This window comes from Streptococcus merionis DSM 19192 (assembly GCF_000380085.1).
In the GTDB taxonomy this organism is placed as follows: domain Bacteria; phylum Bacillota; class Bacilli; order Lactobacillales; family Streptococcaceae; genus Streptococcus; species Streptococcus merionis.
Map to the genome: position 1 here is coordinate 40,139 of NZ_KB904556.1, position 22,081 is coordinate 62,219.

The 22,081-nt window shown below is 43.3% G+C and carries 20 protein-coding genes and 1 pseudogene; 14 read left to right on the plus strand and 7 right to left on the minus strand.

Annotated features, from left to right (window positions below; genetic code table 11):
* Positions 1 to 128: 128 nt before the first annotated feature.
* The 4 genes from A3I5_RS0108125 to A3I5_RS0108140 form a co-directional block, all read right to left on the minus strand.
* Positions 129 to 1,040 carry a PTS system mannose/fructose/sorbose family transporter subunit IID gene (locus A3I5_RS0108125; protein WP_018374098.1) on the minus strand — a complete coding sequence of 304 codons (912 nt, stop codon included), beginning with the start codon at positions 1,038 to 1,040 and terminating at the stop codon, positions 129 to 131.
* Positions 1,041 to 1,057: 17 nt separating this feature from the next.
* Positions 1,058 to 1,870, minus strand: a complete 813-nt coding sequence (locus tag A3I5_RS0108130) for a PTS mannose/fructose/sorbose transporter subunit IIC (protein ID WP_018374099.1) — start codon at positions 1,868 to 1,870, stop codon at positions 1,058 to 1,060.
* Between the two features lie 170 nt (positions 1,871 to 2,040).
* Positions 2,041 to 3,033 (minus strand): PTS sugar transporter subunit IIB, encoded by a 993-nt coding sequence (locus A3I5_RS0108135; RefSeq protein ID WP_018374100.1) that lies wholly within the window; start codon positions 3,031 to 3,033, stop codon positions 2,041 to 2,043.
* A gap of 376 nt (positions 3,034 to 3,409) precedes the next feature.
* Positions 3,410 to 4,228: a Cof-type HAD-IIB family hydrolase gene (locus A3I5_RS0108140; RefSeq protein ID WP_018374101.1), complete on the minus strand. Its 819-nt coding sequence runs from the start codon at positions 4,226 to 4,228 to the stop codon at positions 3,410 to 3,412.
* 174 nt (positions 4,229 to 4,402) lie between these two features.
* Between A3I5_RS0108140 and A3I5_RS0108145 the strand changes: the two genes are divergently transcribed.
* From A3I5_RS0108145 to lytR, 4 genes are all read left to right on the plus strand, one after another.
* Positions 4,403 to 5,815: an NCS2 family permease gene (locus tag A3I5_RS0108145; RefSeq protein ID WP_018374102.1), complete on the plus strand. Its 1,413-nt coding sequence runs from the start codon at positions 4,403 to 4,405 to the stop codon at positions 5,813 to 5,815.
* Between the two features lie 536 nt (positions 5,816 to 6,351).
* The gene (tsaE, locus tag A3I5_RS0108150) at positions 6,352 to 6,792 is read left to right on the plus strand and encodes a tRNA (adenosine(37)-N6)-threonylcarbamoyltransferase complex ATPase subunit type 1 TsaE (protein ID WP_018374103.1); all 441 of its coding nucleotides are present in this window, start codon (positions 6,352 to 6,354) and stop codon (positions 6,790 to 6,792) included.
* Positions 6,785 to 7,318 (plus strand): GNAT family N-acetyltransferase, encoded by a 534-nt coding sequence (locus A3I5_RS0108155; RefSeq protein ID WP_018374104.1) that lies wholly within the window; start codon positions 6,785 to 6,787, stop codon positions 7,316 to 7,318. Before tsaE ends, A3I5_RS0108155 begins: the two co-directional genes overlap by 8 nt.
* 2 nt (positions 7,319 to 7,320) lie before the next feature.
* The gene (gene lytR / locus A3I5_RS11870; protein ID WP_408640781.1) at positions 7,321 to 8,490 is read left to right on the plus strand and encodes a glycopolymer--peptidoglycan transferase LytR; all 1,170 of its coding nucleotides are present in this window, start codon (positions 7,321 to 7,323) and stop codon (positions 8,488 to 8,490) included.
* Positions 8,491 to 8,668: 178 nt separating this feature from the next.
* Here the strand turns inward: lytR and A3I5_RS0108165 are convergent, their stop codons facing one another.
* Together A3I5_RS0108165 and A3I5_RS0108170 are read right to left on the minus strand one after the other, a co-directional pair.
* Positions 8,669 to 8,962: a hypothetical protein gene (locus A3I5_RS0108165; RefSeq protein ID WP_018374106.1), complete on the minus strand. Its 294-nt coding sequence runs from the start codon at positions 8,960 to 8,962 to the stop codon at positions 8,669 to 8,671.
* A gap of 2 nt (positions 8,963 to 8,964) precedes the next feature.
* Positions 8,965 to 9,378, minus strand: coding sequence for an HIT family protein (locus A3I5_RS0108170; RefSeq protein ID WP_018374107.1), 414 nt, complete (start codon positions 9,376 to 9,378; stop codon positions 8,965 to 8,967).
* A gap of 61 nt (positions 9,379 to 9,439) precedes the next feature.
* On the opposite strand from A3I5_RS0108170, the gene A3I5_RS0108175 reads away from it, so the two are divergent.
* The 4 genes from A3I5_RS0108175 to trmB are packed head-to-tail and all read left to right on the plus strand — an operon-like array spanning position 9,440 to position 12,675.
* Complete coding sequence (locus tag A3I5_RS0108175; protein WP_018374108.1) at positions 9,440 to 10,165, plus strand: ABC transporter ATP-binding protein; 726 nt, start codon at positions 9,440 to 9,442, stop codon at positions 10,163 to 10,165.
* The gene (locus A3I5_RS0108180; RefSeq protein ID WP_018374109.1) at positions 10,165 to 11,202 is read left to right on the plus strand and encodes an ABC transporter permease; all 1,038 of its coding nucleotides are present in this window, start codon (positions 10,165 to 10,167) and stop codon (positions 11,200 to 11,202) included. The genes A3I5_RS0108175 and A3I5_RS0108180 overlap by 1 nt, the downstream gene beginning before the upstream one ends.
* A gap of 47 nt (positions 11,203 to 11,249) precedes the next feature.
* Positions 11,250 to 12,047 (plus strand): cell cycle regulator CcrZ, encoded by a 798-nt coding sequence (gene ccrZ / locus A3I5_RS0108185; protein WP_018374110.1) that lies wholly within the window; start codon positions 11,250 to 11,252, stop codon positions 12,045 to 12,047.
* Positions 12,037 to 12,675 carry a tRNA (guanosine(46)-N7)-methyltransferase TrmB gene (gene trmB, locus A3I5_RS0108190; RefSeq protein ID WP_018374111.1) on the plus strand — a complete coding sequence of 213 codons (639 nt, stop codon included), beginning with the start codon at positions 12,037 to 12,039 and terminating at the stop codon, positions 12,673 to 12,675. The genes ccrZ and trmB overlap by 11 nt, the downstream gene beginning before the upstream one ends.
* 456 nt (positions 12,676 to 13,131) lie before the next feature.
* Here the strand turns inward: trmB and A3I5_RS0108195 are convergent, their stop codons facing one another.
* On the minus strand, positions 13,132 to 14,112 hold the full coding sequence (locus A3I5_RS0108195; RefSeq protein WP_018374112.1) for an AraC family transcriptional regulator: 981 nt from the start codon (positions 14,110 to 14,112) through the stop codon (positions 13,132 to 13,134).
* 244 nt (positions 14,113 to 14,356) lie between these two features.
* On the opposite strand from A3I5_RS0108195, the gene rhaB reads away from it, so the two are divergent.
* From rhaB to A3I5_RS0108225, 6 genes and pseudogenes are all read left to right on the plus strand, one after another.
* Positions 14,357 to 15,805, plus strand: a complete 1,449-nt coding sequence (gene rhaB / locus A3I5_RS0108200) for a rhamnulokinase (RefSeq protein ID WP_018374113.1) — start codon at positions 14,357 to 14,359, stop codon at positions 15,803 to 15,805.
* A gap of 21 nt (positions 15,806 to 15,826) precedes the next feature.
* Entirely contained in the window at positions 15,827 to 17,083 is a 1,257-nt protein-coding gene (rhaA, locus tag A3I5_RS0108205; RefSeq protein ID WP_018374114.1) for an L-rhamnose isomerase, read from the plus strand.
* 71 nt (positions 17,084 to 17,154) lie between these two features.
* Entirely contained in the window at positions 17,155 to 17,976 is an 822-nt protein-coding gene (gene rhaD, locus A3I5_RS0108210; protein WP_018374115.1) for a rhamnulose-1-phosphate aldolase, read from the plus strand.
* A 202-nt stretch (positions 17,977 to 18,178) separates the two neighbouring features.
* Positions 18,179 to 19,329, plus strand: a pseudogene (locus A3I5_RS11875) (iron-containing alcohol dehydrogenase).
* Positions 19,330 to 19,475: 146 nt separating this feature from the next.
* Complete coding sequence (locus A3I5_RS0108220) at positions 19,476 to 20,405, plus strand: alpha/beta hydrolase (RefSeq protein ID WP_018374116.1); 930 nt, start codon at positions 19,476 to 19,478, stop codon at positions 20,403 to 20,405.
* Between the two features lie 269 nt (positions 20,406 to 20,674).
* Positions 20,675 to 22,063 (plus strand): MFS transporter, encoded by a 1,389-nt coding sequence (locus A3I5_RS0108225; protein ID WP_018374117.1) that lies wholly within the window; start codon positions 20,675 to 20,677, stop codon positions 22,061 to 22,063.
* The last annotated feature ends 18 nt before the right edge of the window (positions 22,064 to 22,081 follow it).

The window sequence follows — 22,081 nt, forward strand, 5'->3', positions numbered from 1 at the left end:
AGATTACGTATAAAATATTGGAAGGCTGAAAGCTTTGATGCTTCAACGGTATTTCACAGACTGTTAAATTCCTAAGATGGTACTATTTTGTAAAGGCCAGAACTTTTGTTCCAGCCTCTTTTTGGTTATTACATGATATTAAAGTAACGTGCTAAAATACCAACAATAAATAATGCGACAATGATGGTGATTGGAGAGACTTTTTTCTTAAGCAACCACATGCAGAGCAATGTTAACATTAAGCCCATGAAACCAGGGATGAGAGAATCTAATTGGCCTTGTAAAGATTGAGGTTGGAATTTATCTAAGCTCATTCCGCCTAATGCTTGTCCAAGAATACCTTTCAGTTCAGGTCCTGTAACGGCCCCTTCAGGGAATGTCACATAGGCACCTTCTGACAATTGCTTGGCTGGAAGGCTAACTGCAAAACTGATTGAAACCCAGCGCTCAACAAGAACACCAAGGATAAACATACCAAGTATGGAAGCACCCTTAGTGATATCTTGGAGGATGCCACCAGACATATCTTTGGTGATTTCTTTACCAGAACGGTAACCAAATTCTTGAGTGTACCACAAGAAAGCCATACGGATAATATTCCAACCAAAGAAGAAAATGAGTGGTCCAACGATGTTACCAGATTGAGCAAGGGAAGCTCCGAGTGCACCTAAAATTGGACGTACTGTAAACCAGAAGACGGGATCACCGATACCAGCAAGAGGTCCCATCATACCGATTTTAACCCCTTGGATGGCAGTGTCATCAATGTCAGCGCCAGCAGCACGCTCTTCTTCAAGAGCGAGTGTTACCCCAATGATTGGAGCTGCTACGTATGGATGAGTATTAAAGAATTCTAAGTGACGCTCTAAAGCTGCCGCTTGGTCTTCTTTAGAGGAGTAAAGTTTTTTGATAGCTGGGATTAATGTGTAGGCCCAACCTAAGTTTTGCATGCGTTCATAGTTCCATGAACCTTGTAGGAATTGTGAACGCCACCAGATTTTCTGACGATCAGCTTTTGTAAGAGTTAATTTTTCAGTCATTTTATGTCGCTCCCTTCTTAGTAGTCTTCAAGGATATCGCCAATTGGGTCGCCTGATCCTGAAGCAGCTCCACCACCGGCATCCCCTTTTTTAGAAAGATTAAGGTAGATGAGAGCCATAGCGACACCAATAGTACCAAGAGCGATAAGCGTCAATTGGTTAACCGCTGCAAGGGCAAAACCAAGAGCGAAGAATGGCCATACTTCGCGGGTTGCCATCATGTTGATAACCATAGCATAACCTACGGCAACAACCATACCACCACCAATTTGCATGCCTCCATTGAGCCAGTCAGGCATCAAACCGAGAGTCTCTTGAACTGTATGAGCTGGGATTGCAAGAAGAGCAGCAGCAGGAATCGCAATACGAAGACCTTGAAGAACTAAAGCAATCAGATGTGTACGCTCAACCTTAGCGATATTTCCTTCTTTTGCAGCGTGGTCGGCTGTATGAACGAGACCAACGGAGATAGTACGTACAATCATAGTAAGGAAGAGACCAGCAACGGCAAGAGGTATTGCCGTTGCTGTTGCAACTGCGATCCCCTCATTAGAGAAGTTTCCTCCCTTAATCATGATGATAGCAGAAGCGACAGAAGCTAATGCTGCATCAGGAGCGACAGCTGCACCGATATTAGCCCAAGCAAGGGCAATCATTTGAAGAGAGCCACCGAGCATAACTCCAGCTTCAAGATTACCTGTTACCAATCCGATGAGTGTACAGGCAACAAGGGGCTGGTGAATGTTAAATTGATCTAGAATCCCTTCAAGACCAGCAAAGAAGGCAACAATGACAACCAGAATTGCAGAAATAAATGAAATATCTGACATGATAAATCCTTTCGTTAAAATCAATAAACTAGTAAGAAAGCTAGGCAAGGCATTGCCGTAGCAGAATGACTAACATTTAGTCAGGAATCAGTACTAGTAAGCTATTTAGGTAGACACCATAGTGGCTACCGTTACTTAATGAGGTGTTTTAGCCCCTTAAGTTTCACAAGTTACTGAACATTGGCTTTGTTAATCAACTCAAATAAGTCTTTCTTAGAGTCATTCGGCACTTTACGGACGTCGAATTTAACGCCCAAGTCACGCAAACGCTCAAAGGTAGCCACATCGTCTTTATCCATTGAAAGAACATTGCTGACCATTGTCTTACCTGTTGAGTGAGCCATTGATCCGACATTGAGCTCTTCGATAGGAACACCGCCTTCGATCGCTTCCAGCGCTTCTTGAGGTGTTTCAAAGAGGATCAGGGCATGTGTATTGCCAAAACGTGGGTCTTTTGCAGCCTCAATCAATTTTTTGATAGGTACAACGTTAGCTTTAACACCATTTGGTGCAGCTTGCTTGATCAATTGTTTACGCAAATCATCAGCGGCAACCTTATCAGAAGCCACGATGATACGATCAGCTTTAGAAGCCGGTGTCCAAGCTGTTGCTACTTGACCGTGCAAGAGACGAGTGTCGATACGGGCAAGATTGATTTTAAGTTTGCCATCGCCGATGACTGTTCCTTCTGGGATCGCGCCTTGTGGTGCTCCTTCAGCAGGTGTCGCTGCAGGTGATGCTTCAGCAGGTTGCAATTCCTCCGGAAGAACTTTGATACCGTCTTTGGATTCTTTGATAATGTTGGCGGCAACTTTGTCCACTCCAGCATTGGCGTCCATTAAACGTTCAGTATATGCTTGGATAAGCATAGGTAAGTTGAGACCTGTGATGATTGCAAACTTACGTTCTGGGCGTTCACCCATGACGCGACTAGCTTGGTTAAATGGTGACCCGCTCCAAAGGTCAGCCAAGACTAGAATCTCATCATCAGCGTCAAATGCGTCAATAGCGGTTACGATTTTAGCATAAAGATCGTCTGGTCCTTCGCTCGGCATAAAAGTAACGACTTGTACTTTTTCTTGATCGCCGAAAATCATTTGACCGGACTGATGAATGCCAGCGGCAAACTCGCCATGACTTGCAATAATGATTCCGATACTCATTATTGACTCCTCCTTAATTTTTTAATCTTCTCAGTCTTAAGACCGAGAAGGCTACTCTTAAAGTATAAATCGCTTCCACACTAATGTCAAGCTCTTTACTGGTTTATTTCACCATTTGCCTAAACATTTACTGAAAGTTACTAAAATTATTCAAAAATATCAGTAAAAGTAATTGTCATGTAAGTGGATACTCAATACACATCAAAAAGCAAACTAGAAAACTAGCCGAGGGCCGTACTTAGAGTACGGCAAGGCGATGTGACGACTTGAATGTGATTTTTGAAGAGTATTAGCTTGAAACAGCGAAAAAATAAACCCTGATTCTATTTATGAGAATCAGAGTTTTCACCGTTTTTGTGTGAGTAGAATTTATTTACTATAAGAACAATTCCTGAAGTTTTCGTGCAACACCATCTTCATCGTTTGTGAGTGAGAGTTGTTTATCAGCATAGGGTAGGATTTCTGGATTGGCATTTTTCATAGCATAGCCAGTGTGGGCAAAAGCTAGCATCTCATCATCGTTAAGCTCATCTCCAAAGGCAATTAACTGCGAGCGATTCATGTTTAGAGCGCTTAGCAGTTTCTCCAGCGCATAGGCCTTGTGAACGCCCTCGGCCGAAATTTCTAAAATATTCATGGGGCCGCCCCAGGTGGTGATAGTTGCTTGATTTTGATAGATAGTTTCCATTTCACGAGCTAGAGCCATCTTGTCCGTGTGTCGTGTTTGCATGAGAATGACATTTGGCGCTTTTGTCACTTTCTCTTGCTTTAGTTCGGAGTTGTCATCAATGCTCTCAACGGCAAAGAAAGCAGGAGAGATAGCATGGCGATTGGTGTGGGTGACATAGAAGTTTTTCCGAAATTCTCCTGCGATAAAATCAGCTTGCCAGTCCTGCTCTCGCTTTAAAATATCGAGAAAGATAGCCTTGTCGAGGGTTCGTTCATGCTCAAAAGCCCAGCGCTGACCAGGGATGTGGGTCAGAGAACCGTTAAAGTTAATCATAGGGCCTGTCATTCCAAGCTGGTCGTAATAATGCTTGGCCATGCGGTATGGGCGACCGGTTGTGATGACCACATGATGACCTAAGCCTGCGACCTGCTTAATGGTATCAATGGTGACTTGTGAGAGTTGACTGTCTGAATTTAATAAGGTGCCGTCAAGATCGACAGCGATCAGTTTTTTTTCTGTTATCATAGCTACTATTGTAACACAAAAACGAATCCTTATGGGAAATTTTCGGCTATCATAATATCAATAAATTTGAAAATGGGATATTTTGACAGTTTTTGAACAAGAACACTTGTAAAAACGAATATTTTTGTTTATAATAAAATAATCATTCGTAAATAAAGGAGATTCTTTTCGCTAATGGAAAAGTTTTTTAAATTAAAGGAGCACAATACGACAATTCGTACAGAGATCCTTGCAGGTTTTACGACCTTCTTTGCGATGTCTTATATTCTCTTTGTCAACCCAGCTATGTTAGCTCAGACTGGCATGCCGATTCAGGGGGTGTTTCTTTCGACCATCATCGGTTCGGTCGTTGGAACCTTGATCATGGCCCTTTATGCCAATGTGCCTTATGCCCAAGCACCAGGTATGGGAATGAACGCCTTTTTTACCTACACGGTTGTTTTTGGGTTGGGCTATACTTGGCAAGAAGCCCTAGCCATGGTTTTCCTTTGTGGATGTATTTCGATTATCGTAACTTTGACCAAGCTGCGTCATGCGATCATCGTATCAATTCCAGAAAACCTAAAGCATGCTATTGGTGGTGGTATCGGGATTTTCTTGACTTATCTCGGTCTTAAAAATGCTGGTTTGCTTAATTTCACCCTTAATCCAGGTAGCTACGCTGTTTTAGGTGAAGGAGCTCAAGAAGGGGCAGCGACCATTGTCGGTGATGCGTCAGCTGTTCCAGCACTGGTTTCTTTTGACAATATCAATGTTATTGTAGCTTTGATCGGTATCGTGATTACGGCAGTGCTTCTTGTGAAAAATGTCAAGGGTGGCGTGATGGTCGCGATGTTCTTGACAACGGTCGTTGCTCTTGTTTTTGGTGTTGTAAGCATTTCAAATATTGACTTTGCGGCTAATAATATCGTAACGGCCTTTAAGGATTTAGGTGTTGTTTTCGGTGCGGCCTTCACAGGTCTTGGAACGCTTTTTGCGGATTCTAGTCGTATTACCGAAGTGATTATGACTGTCTTTGCCTTTGCTCTGACAGATATGTTTGACACTATCGGAACTCTCATCGGGACAAGCCAGAAGACGGGCATTTTTGACACAACGAGTGAAAATGCAACAGATCTAGATCCTAAGTTGAAAAAGGCTCTCTATGCAGACGTCTTTGGTTCAACGGCGGGTGCGATTGCAGGGACATCAAATGTGACGACTTACGTTGAATCTGCAGCAGGTATCGGTGTTGGTGGTCGTACTGGTTTGACATCCTTGGTTGTTGCAGGCCTCTTTCTGCTTTCAAGCTTCTTTAGTCCGCTCTTGTCTATCATTCCAACGCAGGCGACAGCTGCTGTTTTGATCATGGTGGGGATCATGATGATTTCAAGTCTGAAGGCTGTTGATTGGGACGATATGTCCGAAGCGATTCCTGCTTTCTTTGCCTCCATCTTTATGGGCTTTGGCTACAGCATTACAAATGGTATTGCCTTTGGTTTTCTTTTCTACACGCTTGGTAAGGTGGTTCAAGGCCGTGCCAAAGAGATTCATCCTGTCACTTGGGTCTTGAATGTTCTCTTTATCATTCATTTCCTTTTGGCTTAATGAAAACCTGTAATCCTCTGATTTAGGAGGTCACTTGTCAATCATCAGGGCGGTTTTTTGAAAGAATACTGGTCGTATGTTGAAAAAATAAACGATAGTAGCAAAAAAACTAACCTTGACGAAAAGCATTGAGCAGTGAGGACATTTATAAATCTCTGCTTGTGCCCTACTTAATAATAGTTTGTCATATGGATGATATTATTTGAAAAATAAAAATCGTAAAAAAAAACGAACGATACGCATCTCTTGGACTTGTCAAGAAATGCTATCATTCGTTTTTTTTGTTAGACTTATTTGGAAACTGAAAGATGTTTCTGAAGCCAGATTTCTCCACTGTCTAAGAGAGTTGACTGTAACAGCAATTTAAAAACTTACAAATGTCTTTTTGGTGAGTTTCCGAACAAGCCTATTAGATTTTTAGGGTGGAGCTTTTTAGACTGAATATAACTAACGAGATTTTTTATATCTGTGTTACATTTAGGTAACAGGTCTGATGGCTGATGACAGCGAAGGTTAGATTCTGGTATAATAGAGCCATGTATTTTCAAAATGAAGAAGATTTGATGGCCTATGGCAAAAATTTTGGAGGGCATCTACAAGCTCAGGATGTGATTGTCCTAACGGGAGATTTGGGGGCTGGAAAGACGACTTTTACCAAAGGACTTGCTCAAGGACTAGGCATTGTTCAGATGATTAAGAGCCCGACCTATACCATTGTGCGTGAATATGAAGGGCGTTTACCGCTTTATCACTTGGATGTGTATCGTATCGGTGATGATCCAGATTCGATTGATTTGGATGATTTTCTCTTTGGCGATGGGGTGACAGTGATTGAGTGGGGGCGACTTCTTGGAGAGCATTTGCCTGAGGATTACTTGGAAGTGTCCCTCAAACATTCTGGGCAAGGCCGGGAGATCAGCTTGTCTGCTCATGGTGAAAGGGCTACGACATTGATGGAGGTTGTCCAGCATGGCTAGGCAAGAAATTGTGTTTAAGGAAGCTGAGCTAGACGATGCCGCTGGGCTGGCAGATTTTCTTGAGCAGGTAGTGACGGAGTCAGACTTTTTGAGTCAAGACGATGACAGTCCCAATATGACTGTCGAAGAAACCGCATGTTTTATCCAGAATCATCTGGAGAGCCCAAATCAGGTATGCTTACTTGCGAAATGTGATGCTCGTGTGATTGGTGTTTTGAACATCGAAGCAGCTTCGCATGTCCGTGTCAACCATATTGGTGATATTTTTATCGCAGTGGCCAAGGAGTTTTGGGGGCATGGCTTGGGGCAAATTCTGTTGGAAGAAGCGATTGATTGGGCGGAACACTCAGGCATCATTAGGCGCTTGGAGTTGACCGTACAAGCACGGAATGAGCGAGCAGTCCATATTTACGAAAAATTTGGTTTTGAAATAGAAGGCACCAAGCGACGTGGTGCCAAAACAAAGAATGGAGACTTTCTAGACGTTTACCTGATGGCAAAATTGATAGAAAATGTGACAGAATGACAATTGGTAAAAAAATAGCAGCTATGTTGACTGCGATTATATTAACAACTCTCGGTGCTTTCACCCTGTACTTTTTCACGATCTACAACGCAACAGCTAGCGAGTTGTCTAAAACCTACACCCCTTTTTCCAAAAAATCGAATGAGGTGATCGAGGCAACGGAGCCTTTAACCATCTTGTTTATGGGGGTGGATACGGGGACAGGCTCTCGTGAAGACGATTGGGCTGGAAATAGTGATTCCATGATTTTAGTCACGGTCAATCCCGATACCAAAACCACGACCATGATGAGTTTGGAGCGGGATATTCTGGTTGATATCTCGAAGAAAAATGGTGCACCTTCAGGCACTCAAGCTAAGCTTAATGCGGCCTATGCAGAGGGTGGCGCCCAGTCTGCCATTGCGACGATTGAAGATATGATGAATATCCAGATTGACCGCTATGCCATGATTAACATGCAGGGCTTGATTGATCTGGTTGATGCTGTTGGTGGCATTACGGTCAATAACACCTTTGATTTTGATATTTCGATTGAGGAACAAGAGCCTGAGTACACGGCTACTATCCCACCGGGTGTTCAAAAAGTCAATGGGGAACAGGCCTTGGTTTACGCTCGCATGCGCTATCAAGATCCTGAGGGTGACTATGGTCGCCAAAAGCGTCAGCGTGAGGTGATTCAGCTGATTGTAGCGAAGCTGCTCAGCATGAACAGTGTGAGTTCGTACAATCGAATCCTCAAAGCGGTCTCTGGAAATGTGCAGACAGACGTTGAAATTACCACAGAGACCATTCCACAATTGCTTGGTTACCGTGATGCTCTGAAAAATATTAAAACCTATCAGTTAGCCGGTTTGGACGCGACGATTGATGGCGTGAGTTATCAGATTGTCGCGACGGATCACATGCTTGAGATGCAAAATATTTTGCAAACGTCTCTAGGGAGACAAGCTTATACAAATGTTGTGACAACGGCTGTTCTTTACGAAACCCTCTACGGCGCTGGTGCAGAGACACCAGACTATACTGGAAATGAGGGGACTTCATCCTATTACAATGGTACGCAAGGGAGTGCAGAGACACCTGCGGTCGCAACGAATCAAGCACCTGCTTATGATCAGTCTCATACAGCAGTAGAAAGTCCTGAACAGGCTGGGAATGTGGGAGCAGAGTAGGTGATGATTAGGAGGGAGAGTCAGACAAGAGCAAATATCTATCCATGATTGACTGATTTTTCTCATTCTCTGAAACTCTGAAAAAAGGCATCCCTACCAAATCTAAGGTAATAGATTTGATGAAGGGATGCCTTGTTTGATCTAGTGGAGTGTCGCGAGTATCACATTTTCAGTGACTTTATTTGGTGGAGGTGTCTTCTTTATGGAGAAGTGGCATCTGTTTGGTTCGAATGTCAACTTCATGTTTGAAGGTTTCGGCCTTTTTATTCAAATCCTGTACGATTCCTGTAACAACAGGAAGTTGATTTTGGATAATGGTCATCTGTTTGAGAATATCCTTGACTTGAGCGGTGGCTTCATCTGTCAATTCTTTGGTTTCCACCGCTTCTTGTTGGATGACTTTACGGTTTTTAACTAAGTTATAGGAAATATAGGCAGCTGTTCCTGCCCAAAGAAGTCGTCTTAAACTCATGATTAAGCCTCCAAGTAAAGTTCTTGAGCCAGTTTTCCGAGTTTTTCAAAATCTGGCTCGTGGGTATCAAAGCGAATGTCTAATCCATCTGTCTCTTCTAGTCGAGGCAGGAGATGGATGTGGCTATGAAAGACAGTCTGTCCGGCTATTTCGCCATTATTGTTGACAATATTGAGCCCCTTAGCCCCTAGTTTTTCTTTGAGTTGACGAGCAATCTTAGGCACGCGAGCAAAAACTGAACTGGCCACTTCACTGTCCATATCAAAGATATCTGCGACATGGCTTTTTGGAATGACGAGGGTATGGCCAGGAGTGACCTGGGTAATGTCTAGGAAAGCTAGGACTTGATCATCTTCGTAAATCTTGGAAGATGGAATCTCGCCCGCAACAATTTTACAAAAGATACAGTCAGTCATGGTTTTACCTCTCTTTGGCTTTCTGTTATAATAAATTATATCAAAAATTTCGGAGAAATAGATGCTAAAACTTGAAAAGGTGACAGGTGGCTATGCCAATATCCCTGTCCTCAAAAACATTTCCTTTACCATTAATGACGGCGAATTAGTCGGCTTAATCGGTCTTAATGGTGCAGGTAAATCTACTACCATCAACGAAATCATCGGACTCTTGACTCCCTATCAAGGTCAAATCACGATTGATGGGCTAAGCCTTGCCCAAAATCCTGAAGATTATCGTAAAAAAATTGGCTTTATTCCAGAAACACCGAGTCTCTATGAGGAGTTGACGCTTCGTGAGCATATTGAGCTGATGGCATTGGCTTACGGTATATCAACGGAAGTGGTTATGGAGAGGGCTCAGCGTTTGCTACAGATTTTTCGATTGCAGGACCGTTTGGATTGGTTTCCGGTGAATTTTTCAAAAGGGATGAAGCAGAAGGTCATGATTATCTGTGCCTTTATCGTCACTCCAAGTCTTCTGATTGTCGATGAACCATTTTTGGGACTTGACCCTGTGGCTATTCAGGATTTGACGGATCTCTTAGCTGAGGAAAAAACCAAAGGGACTTCAATACTGATGTCTACTCACGTGTTGGACTCGGCTGAGAAGATGTGTGACCGCTTTGTGATTTTACATCATGGTGAGATTAAGGCGGAGGGAAATCTGGAAGAGCTGCGTCAGGCTTTTGCTATGCCAGAAGCTAGTCTCAATGCCATCTATCTGCGTTTGACGGAGGAGGCCTAATGAACGCCTTATTTGCGAAACGGCGCCAGCTTTTCAAAAGCCAGTGCGCCAAGTACCTCAAATATGTCTTTAACGATCACTTTGTTCTCTTTTTGATGCTAGGCGTAGGCTTTCTCATGGTTCAATATAGCCAGCTCATCCAGAATCCACCGGTGCAAAGGACTCTCTTACAGATGGTTCTGGTCGGAGTTCTTCTAGCTGTTAGCTTTATGGGGAATTTTAATGCTTACCTGGAGGAGGCAGATCAACATTTCTTGCTGACTAAGGAAAAAGATGTCATCAAGGAGGTCCAAGAGGCTAAGAATCGCGCTTTGCTCACCTGGAGTGTGCTTCAGCTCTTCCTTTTAGCGTTTTTTTATCCTTTAGCTAGGGTTTTGGGGTGGCCTCTGATGATTTATCTTGGTTTAGGCCTTGTTTCTTTAGGGCTAAAGTGGGGCATGTTTGAGTGGCAAGTCAATCGTCTCTTGAAGACATCAGGACTTGATTGGCGCTCTGTAATTGACCATGACCGTCATCAAAGGCAGTCTGTCCTCAAATTTTTCTCTCTCTTTACCCAAGTCAAGGGGATTTCTCAGGGTGTCAAGCGGCGGGCTTATCTGGATCGTTTTTTGACCTTGTTTCCACAGGGGACTTGGCAGCATCTTTTTGCTCGTGCCTTCTTGCGCTCAGGGGATTATCTGACCCTCAGTTTGCGTTTAGTGATTCTGAGTATCTTGTCTGTGGTTTTTGTCAATCAGGACTTGGTGGCAACGGTTTTGGTTTTACTGTTCAATTATCTTTTGCTCTTTCAGTTGTTGGCGCTTTATGGTCACTACGATTATCAGTACCTGACCCGTCTATTTCCATTGCCATTAGTCGAGAAAAAGAAGAGCCTAAAAGTCTTTTTGAACAGATTTTTCCTGTTTTTGCTGGTCCTTCAAGTGGTTTTAGCGACTATTTTTTTCCAAGATAAGGTTTATTTGCTGGGCTTGGTTGGTGTTCAATTGGTCTTTAACTTGATTTATTTGCCTTATAAAATAGAGAAATTGATTGACTAAGCTGGTCAAAACAAGTAAAATGGTAAAGAATGTCTAAGGAGAAAGAGATGCAAAATACAGATGATGGCTTGATGCTGTCGCCGATTCCAGGCTTCAGTGGACAAGCTTACAAGGGGACTTATCCTGACGGGACAGAAGTCTTCATTAAGATGAATACGACACCGCTTTTGGCATCATTGGCCAAGGAACAAATTGCACCGAAGTTGCTCTGGTCTAAGCGCACTCAGACAGGATCAATGATGAGTGCCCAGGAATGGCTGAATGGCAAGGTGCTTGAAAAAGAAGAGATGGAGAGCAAGCAGATTATTGGGATATTGACCCGTCTGCATCGCTCAAAACTTTTGGTGAATCAACTCTTGCAGCTTGGTTACACTATTGAGCGTCCAGCAGATTTGGTTCGCAGATGGCAGTCTGACTCGGTCAATCAAGTGCGTGAGAATACCTACCTGCAATCTATTGCTCAGGAGCTGTTGCAGAATCAACCGAAGTTCAATGAGGATCATGCTACTATTGTCCATGGAGACATTCACCATACCAATTGGTTGGCAACGTCATCTGGTATGATTTACCTGACTGACTGGGATACGGTGCATTTGACGGATCGTATGTTTGATGTGGCTCATATGCTTAGTCATTATATTCCACGTCACCACTGGAAGGAGTGGTTGACCTTCTATGGTTATAAGTATAATTCTTTAGTGCTGAGCAAGGTCGAGTGGTATGGACAGCTGTCCTACCTCTACCAGATCAATAAGTGCTTTGAAACCCACAATATCGAAAATGTCAATAAGGAAGTTTATGCCCTGCGCCATTTCCGTGAGTTGAGAGGAAAGTATGAGAGTTAGAAAACGCAAGGGCGCAGAAAGCATGCTGGAGAATAATCCTCAGTATGTGATTTTAGACCCAGAAAACTATAAGGGCAAGTGGCATGAGGTTTTTGGCAACGACAAGCCCATCCACATTGAGGTCGGCTCTGGTAAAGGGCGTTTTGTGACAGGCATGGCAGCAGCTAATCCAGACATCAATTATATTGGCATTGATATTCAACTTTCTGTTTTGAGCTACGCCTTGGATCGCGTGCTAGCGCAAAGACTGCCTAATGTTAAATTGCTGCGCGTGGACGGATCAAGCCTGACGAACTACTTTGCAGAGGCAGAGATTGACCGTCTTTACCTTAATTTCTCAGATCCATGGCCCAAGAAAAAACATGCTAAGCGTCGCTTGACTTACAAGACCTTCCTTGAAACCTATCAGCAAATCCTGCCCGAAAAAGGAGAGCTACATTTCAAGACCGACAACCGTGGCCTTTTTGAATACAGTCTAGCAAGCTTTTCGCAGTATGGCATGATTTTAGAGCAGGTCTGGCTAGACCTGCATGATTCTGATTATGAAGGCAATGTCATGACTGAGTATGAGGAAAAATTTTCCCAAAAAGGACAACCGATTTATCGAGTGGAAGCCAGATTTGTTTAGACAGTCATGCAGAAATGCTGCAAGGCCAGTCAAGCGTGCGCTTCTTCAACCAAGGCCTGCTTAAAAGAAAACTATCTAAGAAATTAGCGCCTTTAAAGCGCTGATAAGATGGGAGAGTGGGACAAAAATCGGTAATTTCTCAGAAATTCGATTTTGTCGTCCCACCTCCGCACAGTTGAGTAGGGTTCTAAAAGTTGATTTATCAACGTATTAGAGCCCACTCAGCAGTGGCTCATTGGCGCTAAAGCGCCTAATGACCTGTGCAGGGGTAAGACTAAGTTGGCATAGCCAACAAGTCTTACTCCCAACCACTGCGTCTTGTTAGTAAATCTAAAAATACAGGAGGTTGGAGCTACTTTTGTCCCAGCCTCGTCAAAATCTAATAAACCAAAAACGAATGATCACAATTCTTTGTAATACAAAGGTTACCTATCATTCGTTTTTTTGTTTGCTGGTTTATTTTGATTGCGTTTTTTTGCGGCTATCAGCAGGTTTGCAACCGTAAGTTTCTTGATATTTTTGGTAGAAGAAAGTACGGTTGGAAAAACCTGTCATCTGAGCGATTTCTTGAATCGGAAGCTCTGTTGAAGTGATGAGGAGCTTAGCATGGGAGAGGCGTTTTTGGTGAAGCAGTTGGGTGAAAGTCTGGCCACTGCGTGTTTTGACGAGATTGCTGAGATAGTTTTTGTTAAAATTCAGTTTGTCAGCAGCCTGAGCGAGGGTCAGGGTTGCAAATTCTTGTTCAATCAAGTCTAACAGTTTAGCGTAAGGATCGTTTGACTTGGCGAGGATGGCTTCTTGGTTGACTTGGGAGAGTGTGCGTGCCAAATGATACATGAGGATGGAGAGGTAGTGTTCAATCATCTTATCAGAAAAGTCATTTGGAAAAAAGTATTCAGTCAAGAGCTGATGAAGGACAGGCAGGACAGCACCTGTCTTTTCTTTGGGAAAAATAGCGAAATTAGCCTGTTGCCTGTGGTCTAAGGTCGCGTTTAGAAGCAGGTTGTAGATCACGCTGTTGTGGCTTTGGAGTTGATTGAGCCAGTCAAGCGAGATGTCTTTATTGCGAAAGAGAATATTGATGAGGATATCTTCTTCGCCCAAAGCCTGAATCGACTGGGTACTCTCACTATCCATGAGAATAATATCTCCTGCTTGAAAATGATAGTCGTGGCCATTGATAGTCTGCCGACATTCTCCATGATAGACGTAATTGATCTCTAAAAATTGGTGAGAGTGGGTCGGGTAAGCAGCAAAACGGCTGTGCTTGCTAATGTAGACGTCCTTATTATTGCCAAAGATTTGCTGGCTGATCACAGGAATCTGGCTTCCTGAGTAGGTTTTGAGCTCTGGAAAATCAGCGATGAAGTCGTGCTTTTGAAGCTGGGCGCGCTCGTGTTCGGTATGGGCAAAGAGAAGTTGGTCGAGGTTGTTCATGAAATCTCCTATGGGTCAATGAATGACAATTAGGCCGCTTTTGACTAATTATCTGGCAGTCTTTGTTGAAACAAAAATGTGCTATTTGGGTGCAACTGAGTCTAGAATCCTTTGTGGGACAGCTTTATTTTTAACACCTGTAAATTTGATACAATCTTAACGTATATTAGACATTGTACCATAATATTAAAAGTAGTTAAATAGAAGTGTAAAAACGATTACAAAAAAATAGGGGAGGTGGCAGATGACCTATCATGTGGCAGTGGATATTGGCGCATCAAGCGGACGCGTGATTTTAGCTCGGCTAGATGATGCCAAAAAACTAGATTTACAGGAAGTGCACCGCTTCAAAAATGAAATGACCTTTGTTGATGGGCATTACCGCTGGGATATTGACTACCTCTTTGAGGAAATTTTGCTAGGCCTTGTCAAGGTCAAGGCAGCTGGCGTTGACAATTGCACGTTAGGGATTGATACTTGGGCGGTGGATTACTGTTTGCTAGATAAGTCGGGGAACCTCTTAGCCCAGCCGGTTGCTTACCGAGACGCGCGAACAGACGGTGTCATGGAAGAGTTCTTTGAGGCAGTTCCAGCCGAAACCGTCTATGCCAAGACGGGGATTCAGTTTCTCAAGTTTAACACTCTTTATCAGCTCTTTCGTGAGAATCGTGAGTTGCTAGAGAGAACAGACCAGATTTTGATGGTGCCAGATTATCTAGCTTACCGTTTGACTGGTGTGAAAACACTTGAAGTAACTAATGCGTCAACAACCCAGTTTTTGGAGGTTAACTCAGCTGATTTGGATGAAGACTTGCTTGCGGCAATTGGCATTTCTCGTGAGAAGTTCCCAGCAGTGATTCAAGCGGGGCAGGTCATTGGTGACTTGCTAGACGAACTTCAAACGTCCTATGATTTGCCAGAGTGTCAGGTCATTGCGGTGGCAACCCACGATACCGCTTCAGCGGTTGTAGGAGTACCGTCAACAGCAGAGCAGCCTGCCTATATCTCAAGCGGTACCTGGTCGCTCATTGGCGTGGAAAATCGTCTTCCTATTGCAACATCAAGTGCTTTTGAGGAAAATTACACCAATGAACGCGGGGCTTATGGGACTTATCGATTCTTAAAAAACATCACGGGTATGTGGGCAGTACAGGAAATTGCGCGGATGCTGGATTACAAATATAGCTATGCTGAAATGGCTCAAGAAGCCTACAAGGTCGAGCCGTATCTTCAGTATGTCAATCTCAACGATGACCGTTTTACAAAGCCTGATGATATGATTGCTGAGATCCAGTCAGTCTGTCGTGAGATGGGGCAAATCGTGCCCAAGACGGTCGGCGAGTTGACCATGTGTGTCTATTCCAATCTAGCGTTGCTCTACGCTCATGAGTGTAAGGTTATGCAGGAATTAACTGGAAAAACACTTGAAGCTCTTCATATCGTGGGCGGCGGCTCCAATGTCAAATTGCTCAACCAGTTGACAGCAGATGTGATCGGAAAGCCAGTCATCGCAGGTCCTGGCGAAGCTACGGCTATCGGAAATCTGATGGTACAGCTCATTGCTAAAGGAGTGTTTGAGGATTTAAAAGCAGCGCGAGCTTGGTTGCAAAAACAGTTCGATTATGACCGTTATGAACCTCAAGATATAGCTGCGCGTGAGCATCTAGCTGCATTTCAGGAAAAAACAGTTTAATGAAAGGAAAGGATTCTATTTATGACAACTATCACAGAGCGCTACGAATTAGCCAAAGCAAAATATGCAGAAATCGGTGTCGATACTGAGGCTGCCTTGCAAAAACTGCAGCAGGTGAAGATTTCCATGCACTGCTGGCAAGGGGACGATGTGAAAGGCTTCTTGACACCGGACGGCGAATTGACTGGTGGAATCATGTCAACTGGAAATTACCCTGGTGCGGCTCATACACCTGCCCAACTGCGGGCAGACTTGGAGAAAGCTTACTCGCTGATTCCTGGTAAGCACAAGCTCAATCTTCATGCTATTTATCTGGACACGGATGAGGCTGTTGACCTTGACCAGATTGAGCCGAAACACTTTGAAAAATGGGTGACTTGGGCTAAGGAACAAGGGCTCGGTTTGGACTTTAATCCAACTTTCTTTTCGCATCCGATGATGAAAGATGGCTTCACACTTTCTCACCCTGATAAGGCTGTTCGTGATTATTGGATTGAGCACGGAAAACGTAGCCGTAAGATTGCGGAGTACTTCGGTAAGGAACTTGGCGAGACTTGCTATACTAATTTTTGGGTGCCAGATGGCTTCAAGGATAATCCAATTGACCGTCTGTCACCTCGTAAACGCTTGATGGAATCCCTAGATGAGATTTTTGCAGAGGAAATTGACGAACAGTACAATGTGGATACAGTGGAAAGTAAACTTTTTGGCCTTGGTGCAGAAGCTTATACGGTTGGTTCGCATGAGTTTTACATGGGCTACGGATTGACGCGCAATAAGGCGATTTTGTTAGATGCAGGGCATTTCCATCCGACAGAAGTGATTTCGAATAAACTGTCCTCCCTCGCACTCTTTAGTAAGAAAAATCTCATGCTCCATGTCTCTCGTCCCGTTCGCTGGGATTCTGATCATGTCGTGATTATGGATGACGAGTTGCAAGACATTGCCAAGGAGCTTGTTCGCAACGACCTTCTTGAGAAGACAGCGATTGGTTTGGATTTCTTTGATGCGACCATCAATCGTGTAGCAGCTTGGGTCATCGGTACGCGCAATACGCAAAAGGCTCTACTTAAAGCCATGCTCGAGCCAACTGATCAGCTCAAAGAAATGGAAAACAGCTTTGATTTCACCAGCCGTTTGGCCTACACGGAAGAGCTTAAAGACTTCCCATATGGTGACGTGTGGAACTATTTCTGTGAGCAAAACGGTGTTCCTGTCGGTTTAGACTGGCTCAAAGAAGTTCGTGCTTATGAAGAAAACGTATTGACTGAGCGTTAATACTTTTCACAAACGATTATTCACAAAAAAGTATAGCAAGCAAGGTTTTACAAAGAATAAAGGAAAAAATGATGACAAAATTTGTTGATTCAGCCATTGTGCAAAAGATGTGTGAAGTGACCCGTCAGTCATATGAGCGCTACTGGGATGAGCGTAATGGTGGCAATGTCTCTGTCCGTGTGCTGGACGAAGAGGTTGCAGGCTACGAGGACAATACAGCAGTTATTCGTAGTTTTGAGCTGGGCTTTGATGCCAGTGCTATCGCGGGTTATTACTATTTGACCACAGGAACAGGGCGTTACTTTCGTAATGTGTTCAACCAGCCGACTCTTGACCTTGGCTTGGTGCGTATCTCTGAGGATGGTCGGTCTGCGGACTTGCTTTGGGGCTTTGAAGATGGTGGCAAACCAACTTCTGAATTTCCGAGTCATCTCATGAGCCATATCGAGCGTCTCAAGGTCAATCCTGACCAGCGCGTGGTTTTTCATTGTCACCCGACAAATGTGATCGCTCTGACTTTCACGCAGGAGTTAGATGAGCGCCATTTATCTCGTTTGCTTTGGAAAATGCAGGCCGAGTCTCTCGTTGTTTTCCCAGAAGGTGTCGGTGTGATTCCTTACATGACACCAGGAACGACTGAAATTGGGGCGGCAACCGCAGCAAAAATGGGTGAATATCAAGCTGTGATTTGGCCACACCATGGACTATTTGCATCAGGTGTGTCACTGGATGAGACTTATGGTTTAGTTGAAGTTATTGAAAAAGCAGCCATGATTTTCTCACAAGTTAGCGCCCAAGGAGGTGTTATCAAGCAGGACATTACTGATCATCAGTTACAAGAATTAGCGGATGCTTTCGGTGTGACACCGCATCCGGGTTTCTTGGAGGTTTAAACTTGCGACTATCGCAAGTTTAAAAATAGAATTTCAAGTGAAAAAGATAACAAAAATCAACATATCAATTGATTGCTTAGGAAAAATGATTTAAATTTTTATAAAAACGTTTACATAAAGACCGTTCTAAAAGGATAGGTAACATTTGAAAGTTTTTTACACTTTTTCACGGTCTCATATTTTAATAAAGGAGAAAACTATTATGTCAGTGTTTTATGTACCGACAGTTAACCTCATTGGTAAAGGGGTTATTAATGAATTTGGCGATCACGTCAAGGAATTGGGCTTTAAAAAGGCTCTCTTGGTGACAGATCACTTCATCGCTTCGAGCGAATTTTGCCAAAAGTAACAGCACCGTTGGATGCCGCAGGTATCAGCTATGTGGTCTTTGAAGATGTGGATCCCAATCCATCTTGTAAAAATGTTTATGATGGCCTAGCTGTCCTCAAGGAAAATAACTGTGACTTTATCTTATCTGTTGGTGGAGGCTCACCACAGGACGCGGCTAGCTGTATTTCCATCATGGCAACAAATGGTGGCACTCCGCAGGATTATGAAGGCCTGCATAAGTCTAAGGAAAAGGGCCTACCAGTGGTCGCGATTAACACAACTGCTGGTACTTCAGCAGAAATCACTATCAACTACGTGATTACGGACGAAGAGCGCAAGGTTAAGATGGTCATGGTGGATAAAAATAGTTTGGCTATCATGTCGGTTAACGACCCCGAACTCATGCTCTCTAAGCCAGCAGATTTGACCGCTGCGACGGGTATGGATGCTTTGACGCACGCCATTGAAGCGCTGGTTACGCCTGGGGCTTATGGTGTGACCAAGAAACTCTCTATCGGTGCCATTGAGTTAATCAAGGAATTCTTGCCTCGTGCGGTAGCAAATGGCCAAGACATTGAGGCTCGTGAAGCTATGGTCAATGCCATTTTCCTTGGTGGTATGGCCTTTAACAATGCAGGTCTCGGCTATGTTCACTCTATGGCTCATCAGCTAGGAGCGGTCTACCATCTCCCTCATGGTGTTTGCTGCGCCATGCTTTTGCCGATCATTGAGCGCGAAAATGCTAAGCGCGTCCCAGCAGCTTTCCGCGATGTCGCTAAAGCCCTAGGCCTTGTCACTGACGGTAAGTCTGATGAAGCGTGTGCCGACTATGCCATCGCTGAGATTGAAAAACTCTCTGCGGCTGTTGGGATTCCTAAGAAGTTGACAGAACTAGATATCAAGGAAGAAGACTTTGACTTCGAATACTTGTCTCAGAACGCCTTGATTGATGCTTGTGCACCAGGCAATCCCTTTATGCCAACTCTTGATGAGACCATTGCTTTTTACAAGGAATTGTTTTAAAACGCGTGTCCCTCTCTACCAATATTAAGGTAGGGAGGTTTTTCAGAACCTGTGATTTGGATAGTTAGAACCTGTGATTTAACACTTGCTGTTTTATTGAAAAGGTTTACAATGTAAATGAAAAATAACAGAACGGAGATGTCTTTATGAAAGTTGATAAAGTGAGGTTATATCCTGACCGTGATGATGTAACTCTAACGATCTATATCTTGGACGATTCGCCTGAGCTGCTTAATGGTCAAAAGCGACCAGCTATTTTGATTTGTCCAGGCGGTGCCTATCTGACATGCTCGGATAGAGAAGCAGAGCCGATCGCTTTACAATTTAATGCCCAAGGCTACCATGCTTTTGTCCTACGTTATTCGGTCTTTAATATGCCTTTTGAGCAATTGATGAATCCTAAGGCGGAGCTCGAAAAAAATGAGAATAGTCTCTATCCTGCTCAGATTCGTGACCTTGGAGCTGCTATGCTCTATATTCGTGAGTATGCGAAGGAGTGGTTTGTTGATGTAGACAGGATTGCCCTCTGTGGATTTTCTGCGGGTGGAAACAATGTCCTGACATATGCGGTGCATTATGATAAATCAGTTTTGACAGATTATCTTGGCGCCACTCCTGAGCAATTACGACCTGCTGCAGTGATTGCCGGTTATCCAATTACTGATTATTTGTATATGAAGGATACTACTTATAGCCCAATGGAGAAGAAGCTATTTGATGTGTCGAATCTGGCGCTATTTGGAACACAAAATCCGACGGATAATCAGCGATTACAGCTGAGTCCAGCGCGTTTAGTTACCGATCAAGTTCCGCCAGTCTTTATCTGGGCAACAGCAGCAGATAAATTAGTCCCTGTTGGTCACACGACACGCATGACCACAGCTTTAGCAGATGCAGGTGTTCCATTTGAAAGTCATATCTTTGAAGAGGGCCAGCATGGTCTAAGTACCGCCAAACAAGTTTCGTCTGGTAATCAAACTGAAATCCGTCCAGATGTTGCTGAGTGGCTTGGCCTTGCAGAAACTTGGTTGGAGAAACGCTTCCGATTGACCTTGCCTGAAAAGGGACTTTGGTAAACAATTGATATTACTGAGGAAACGAAGAGAGCTATAGCTGGTCTCTTCGTTTTTACTCTATAAAATTACCTTATGATTGCTTAGCCAGAGTTCGAACAAGTATTATTTGGAGTTATAAATTCTCATACTGGCACTTTCTATCTAGTAATTTGTCTTTTTTTAACCGAAATCTACGAAATGACCACAAAAGATAATTTATTTAGATATAGTGTAATCGTTGTCATTAGGATAAACTAAGAAGGTAAATAAAACACAAAGGAGTTTATTCAATGGAAAATAAACAACCTCAAGAAAAGATGGACTGGAAATTTGCCTTTTTCCATGCAACATCAGTTAATGGTACGGCTATGATGATTGCTGCTATTATTGCAAGTTATATTAGTGTCCATTTGACTGATACAGTGGGAATCGCACCGACAGCAGTATCGCTCTTGATGCTGATTGCAACTGTTTGGGATGCGTTCAATGATCCGATGATGGGAATTATTGCAGATCGTACCAAATCACGTTGGGGTCGTTATCGTCCTTATTTCGTTCCAGCACCTATTTTATTGACACTTTTTGCAGTTCTTTTATGGCAACATCCGACTTTTGGTAGTAACGGTAATTGGTGGTACTTCCTACTTGTTTATATTGGATACCAAATGACGGTGACCATGTACACGATGCCACAAATGTCAGTTCTCCCAGCCCATGTTAAAGATGATACGCTTCGTAATAAAATCATTACGTATGGTGCAGGAAGTACAGCTATTATGTTTACGATTGGCTCATCTTATGCTAACTCTATTAAGAACTTCTTAGGCAATCTTTTTGGTGTTGAAAATGGCTGGACACCACTCATGCTTATCTTGGGCGCTTTTGCCTGTGTTTCTTTCTGGGGTCTCTTTGCTACAGCTAAAGAAAAATATATTGAACCACTACCAGATCGTCCATTGACTGAAGATTTGAAGCGTATTCTCAAACACAAAGAACTCTTGCCATTCATTATTATTTGGGCTATGGCTTCGCTTGGCTACGGTTTTATGTTTGCGACATCTGTATATTATGTTTTATATTACTTGGCGCGTCCTGACTTGATTGAGACTTACATGCTTGTCGTTTCAATGGGAGCTTTAGTGTCAATGACAGTCCTTATGCCTATCTTCCTACGTGTCTTTAAAACAGGTCAACGTGCCTTAACAGCGTCAGTTGTAGGATCTTCAATTTGTTATCTCATTCTCTTTTTCTTCGGTAGTAGTAACTTTGTTTTTCTCTGTGTGCTTACTTTTATCGCAACAGCTTTAGCTTCTATGCAAAATGCCTTGGTGAACGTTTTGGTTAATGATGCGATTGACTACATTCAGTTCACAGAAGGTATCTCAGCTAATGGTGTCATTTCATCTATCAAGGGCTTTGCTCAAAAACTTGGCAATACGGGTTCTAGTTCAATTCCGCTTTTTGTCCTCGGTCTGGTTGGCTATGTGGCTGGTGCTGTAGGTCAACAAAATGACGCGACAATGTTTGTTTTAAACTTCATGCGCTTTGGCGCCCCAATCTTGACAGGTCTTATCATGCTCTTCTGTCTTCGTTTCAACCCTGTTGAAAAACATTATGAAGATATTGCTTTGATGAAATCAATGATTCGTGACCATTCGGAAGAAAATAATACAAACTAATTTGAATAAAGGAGAGGG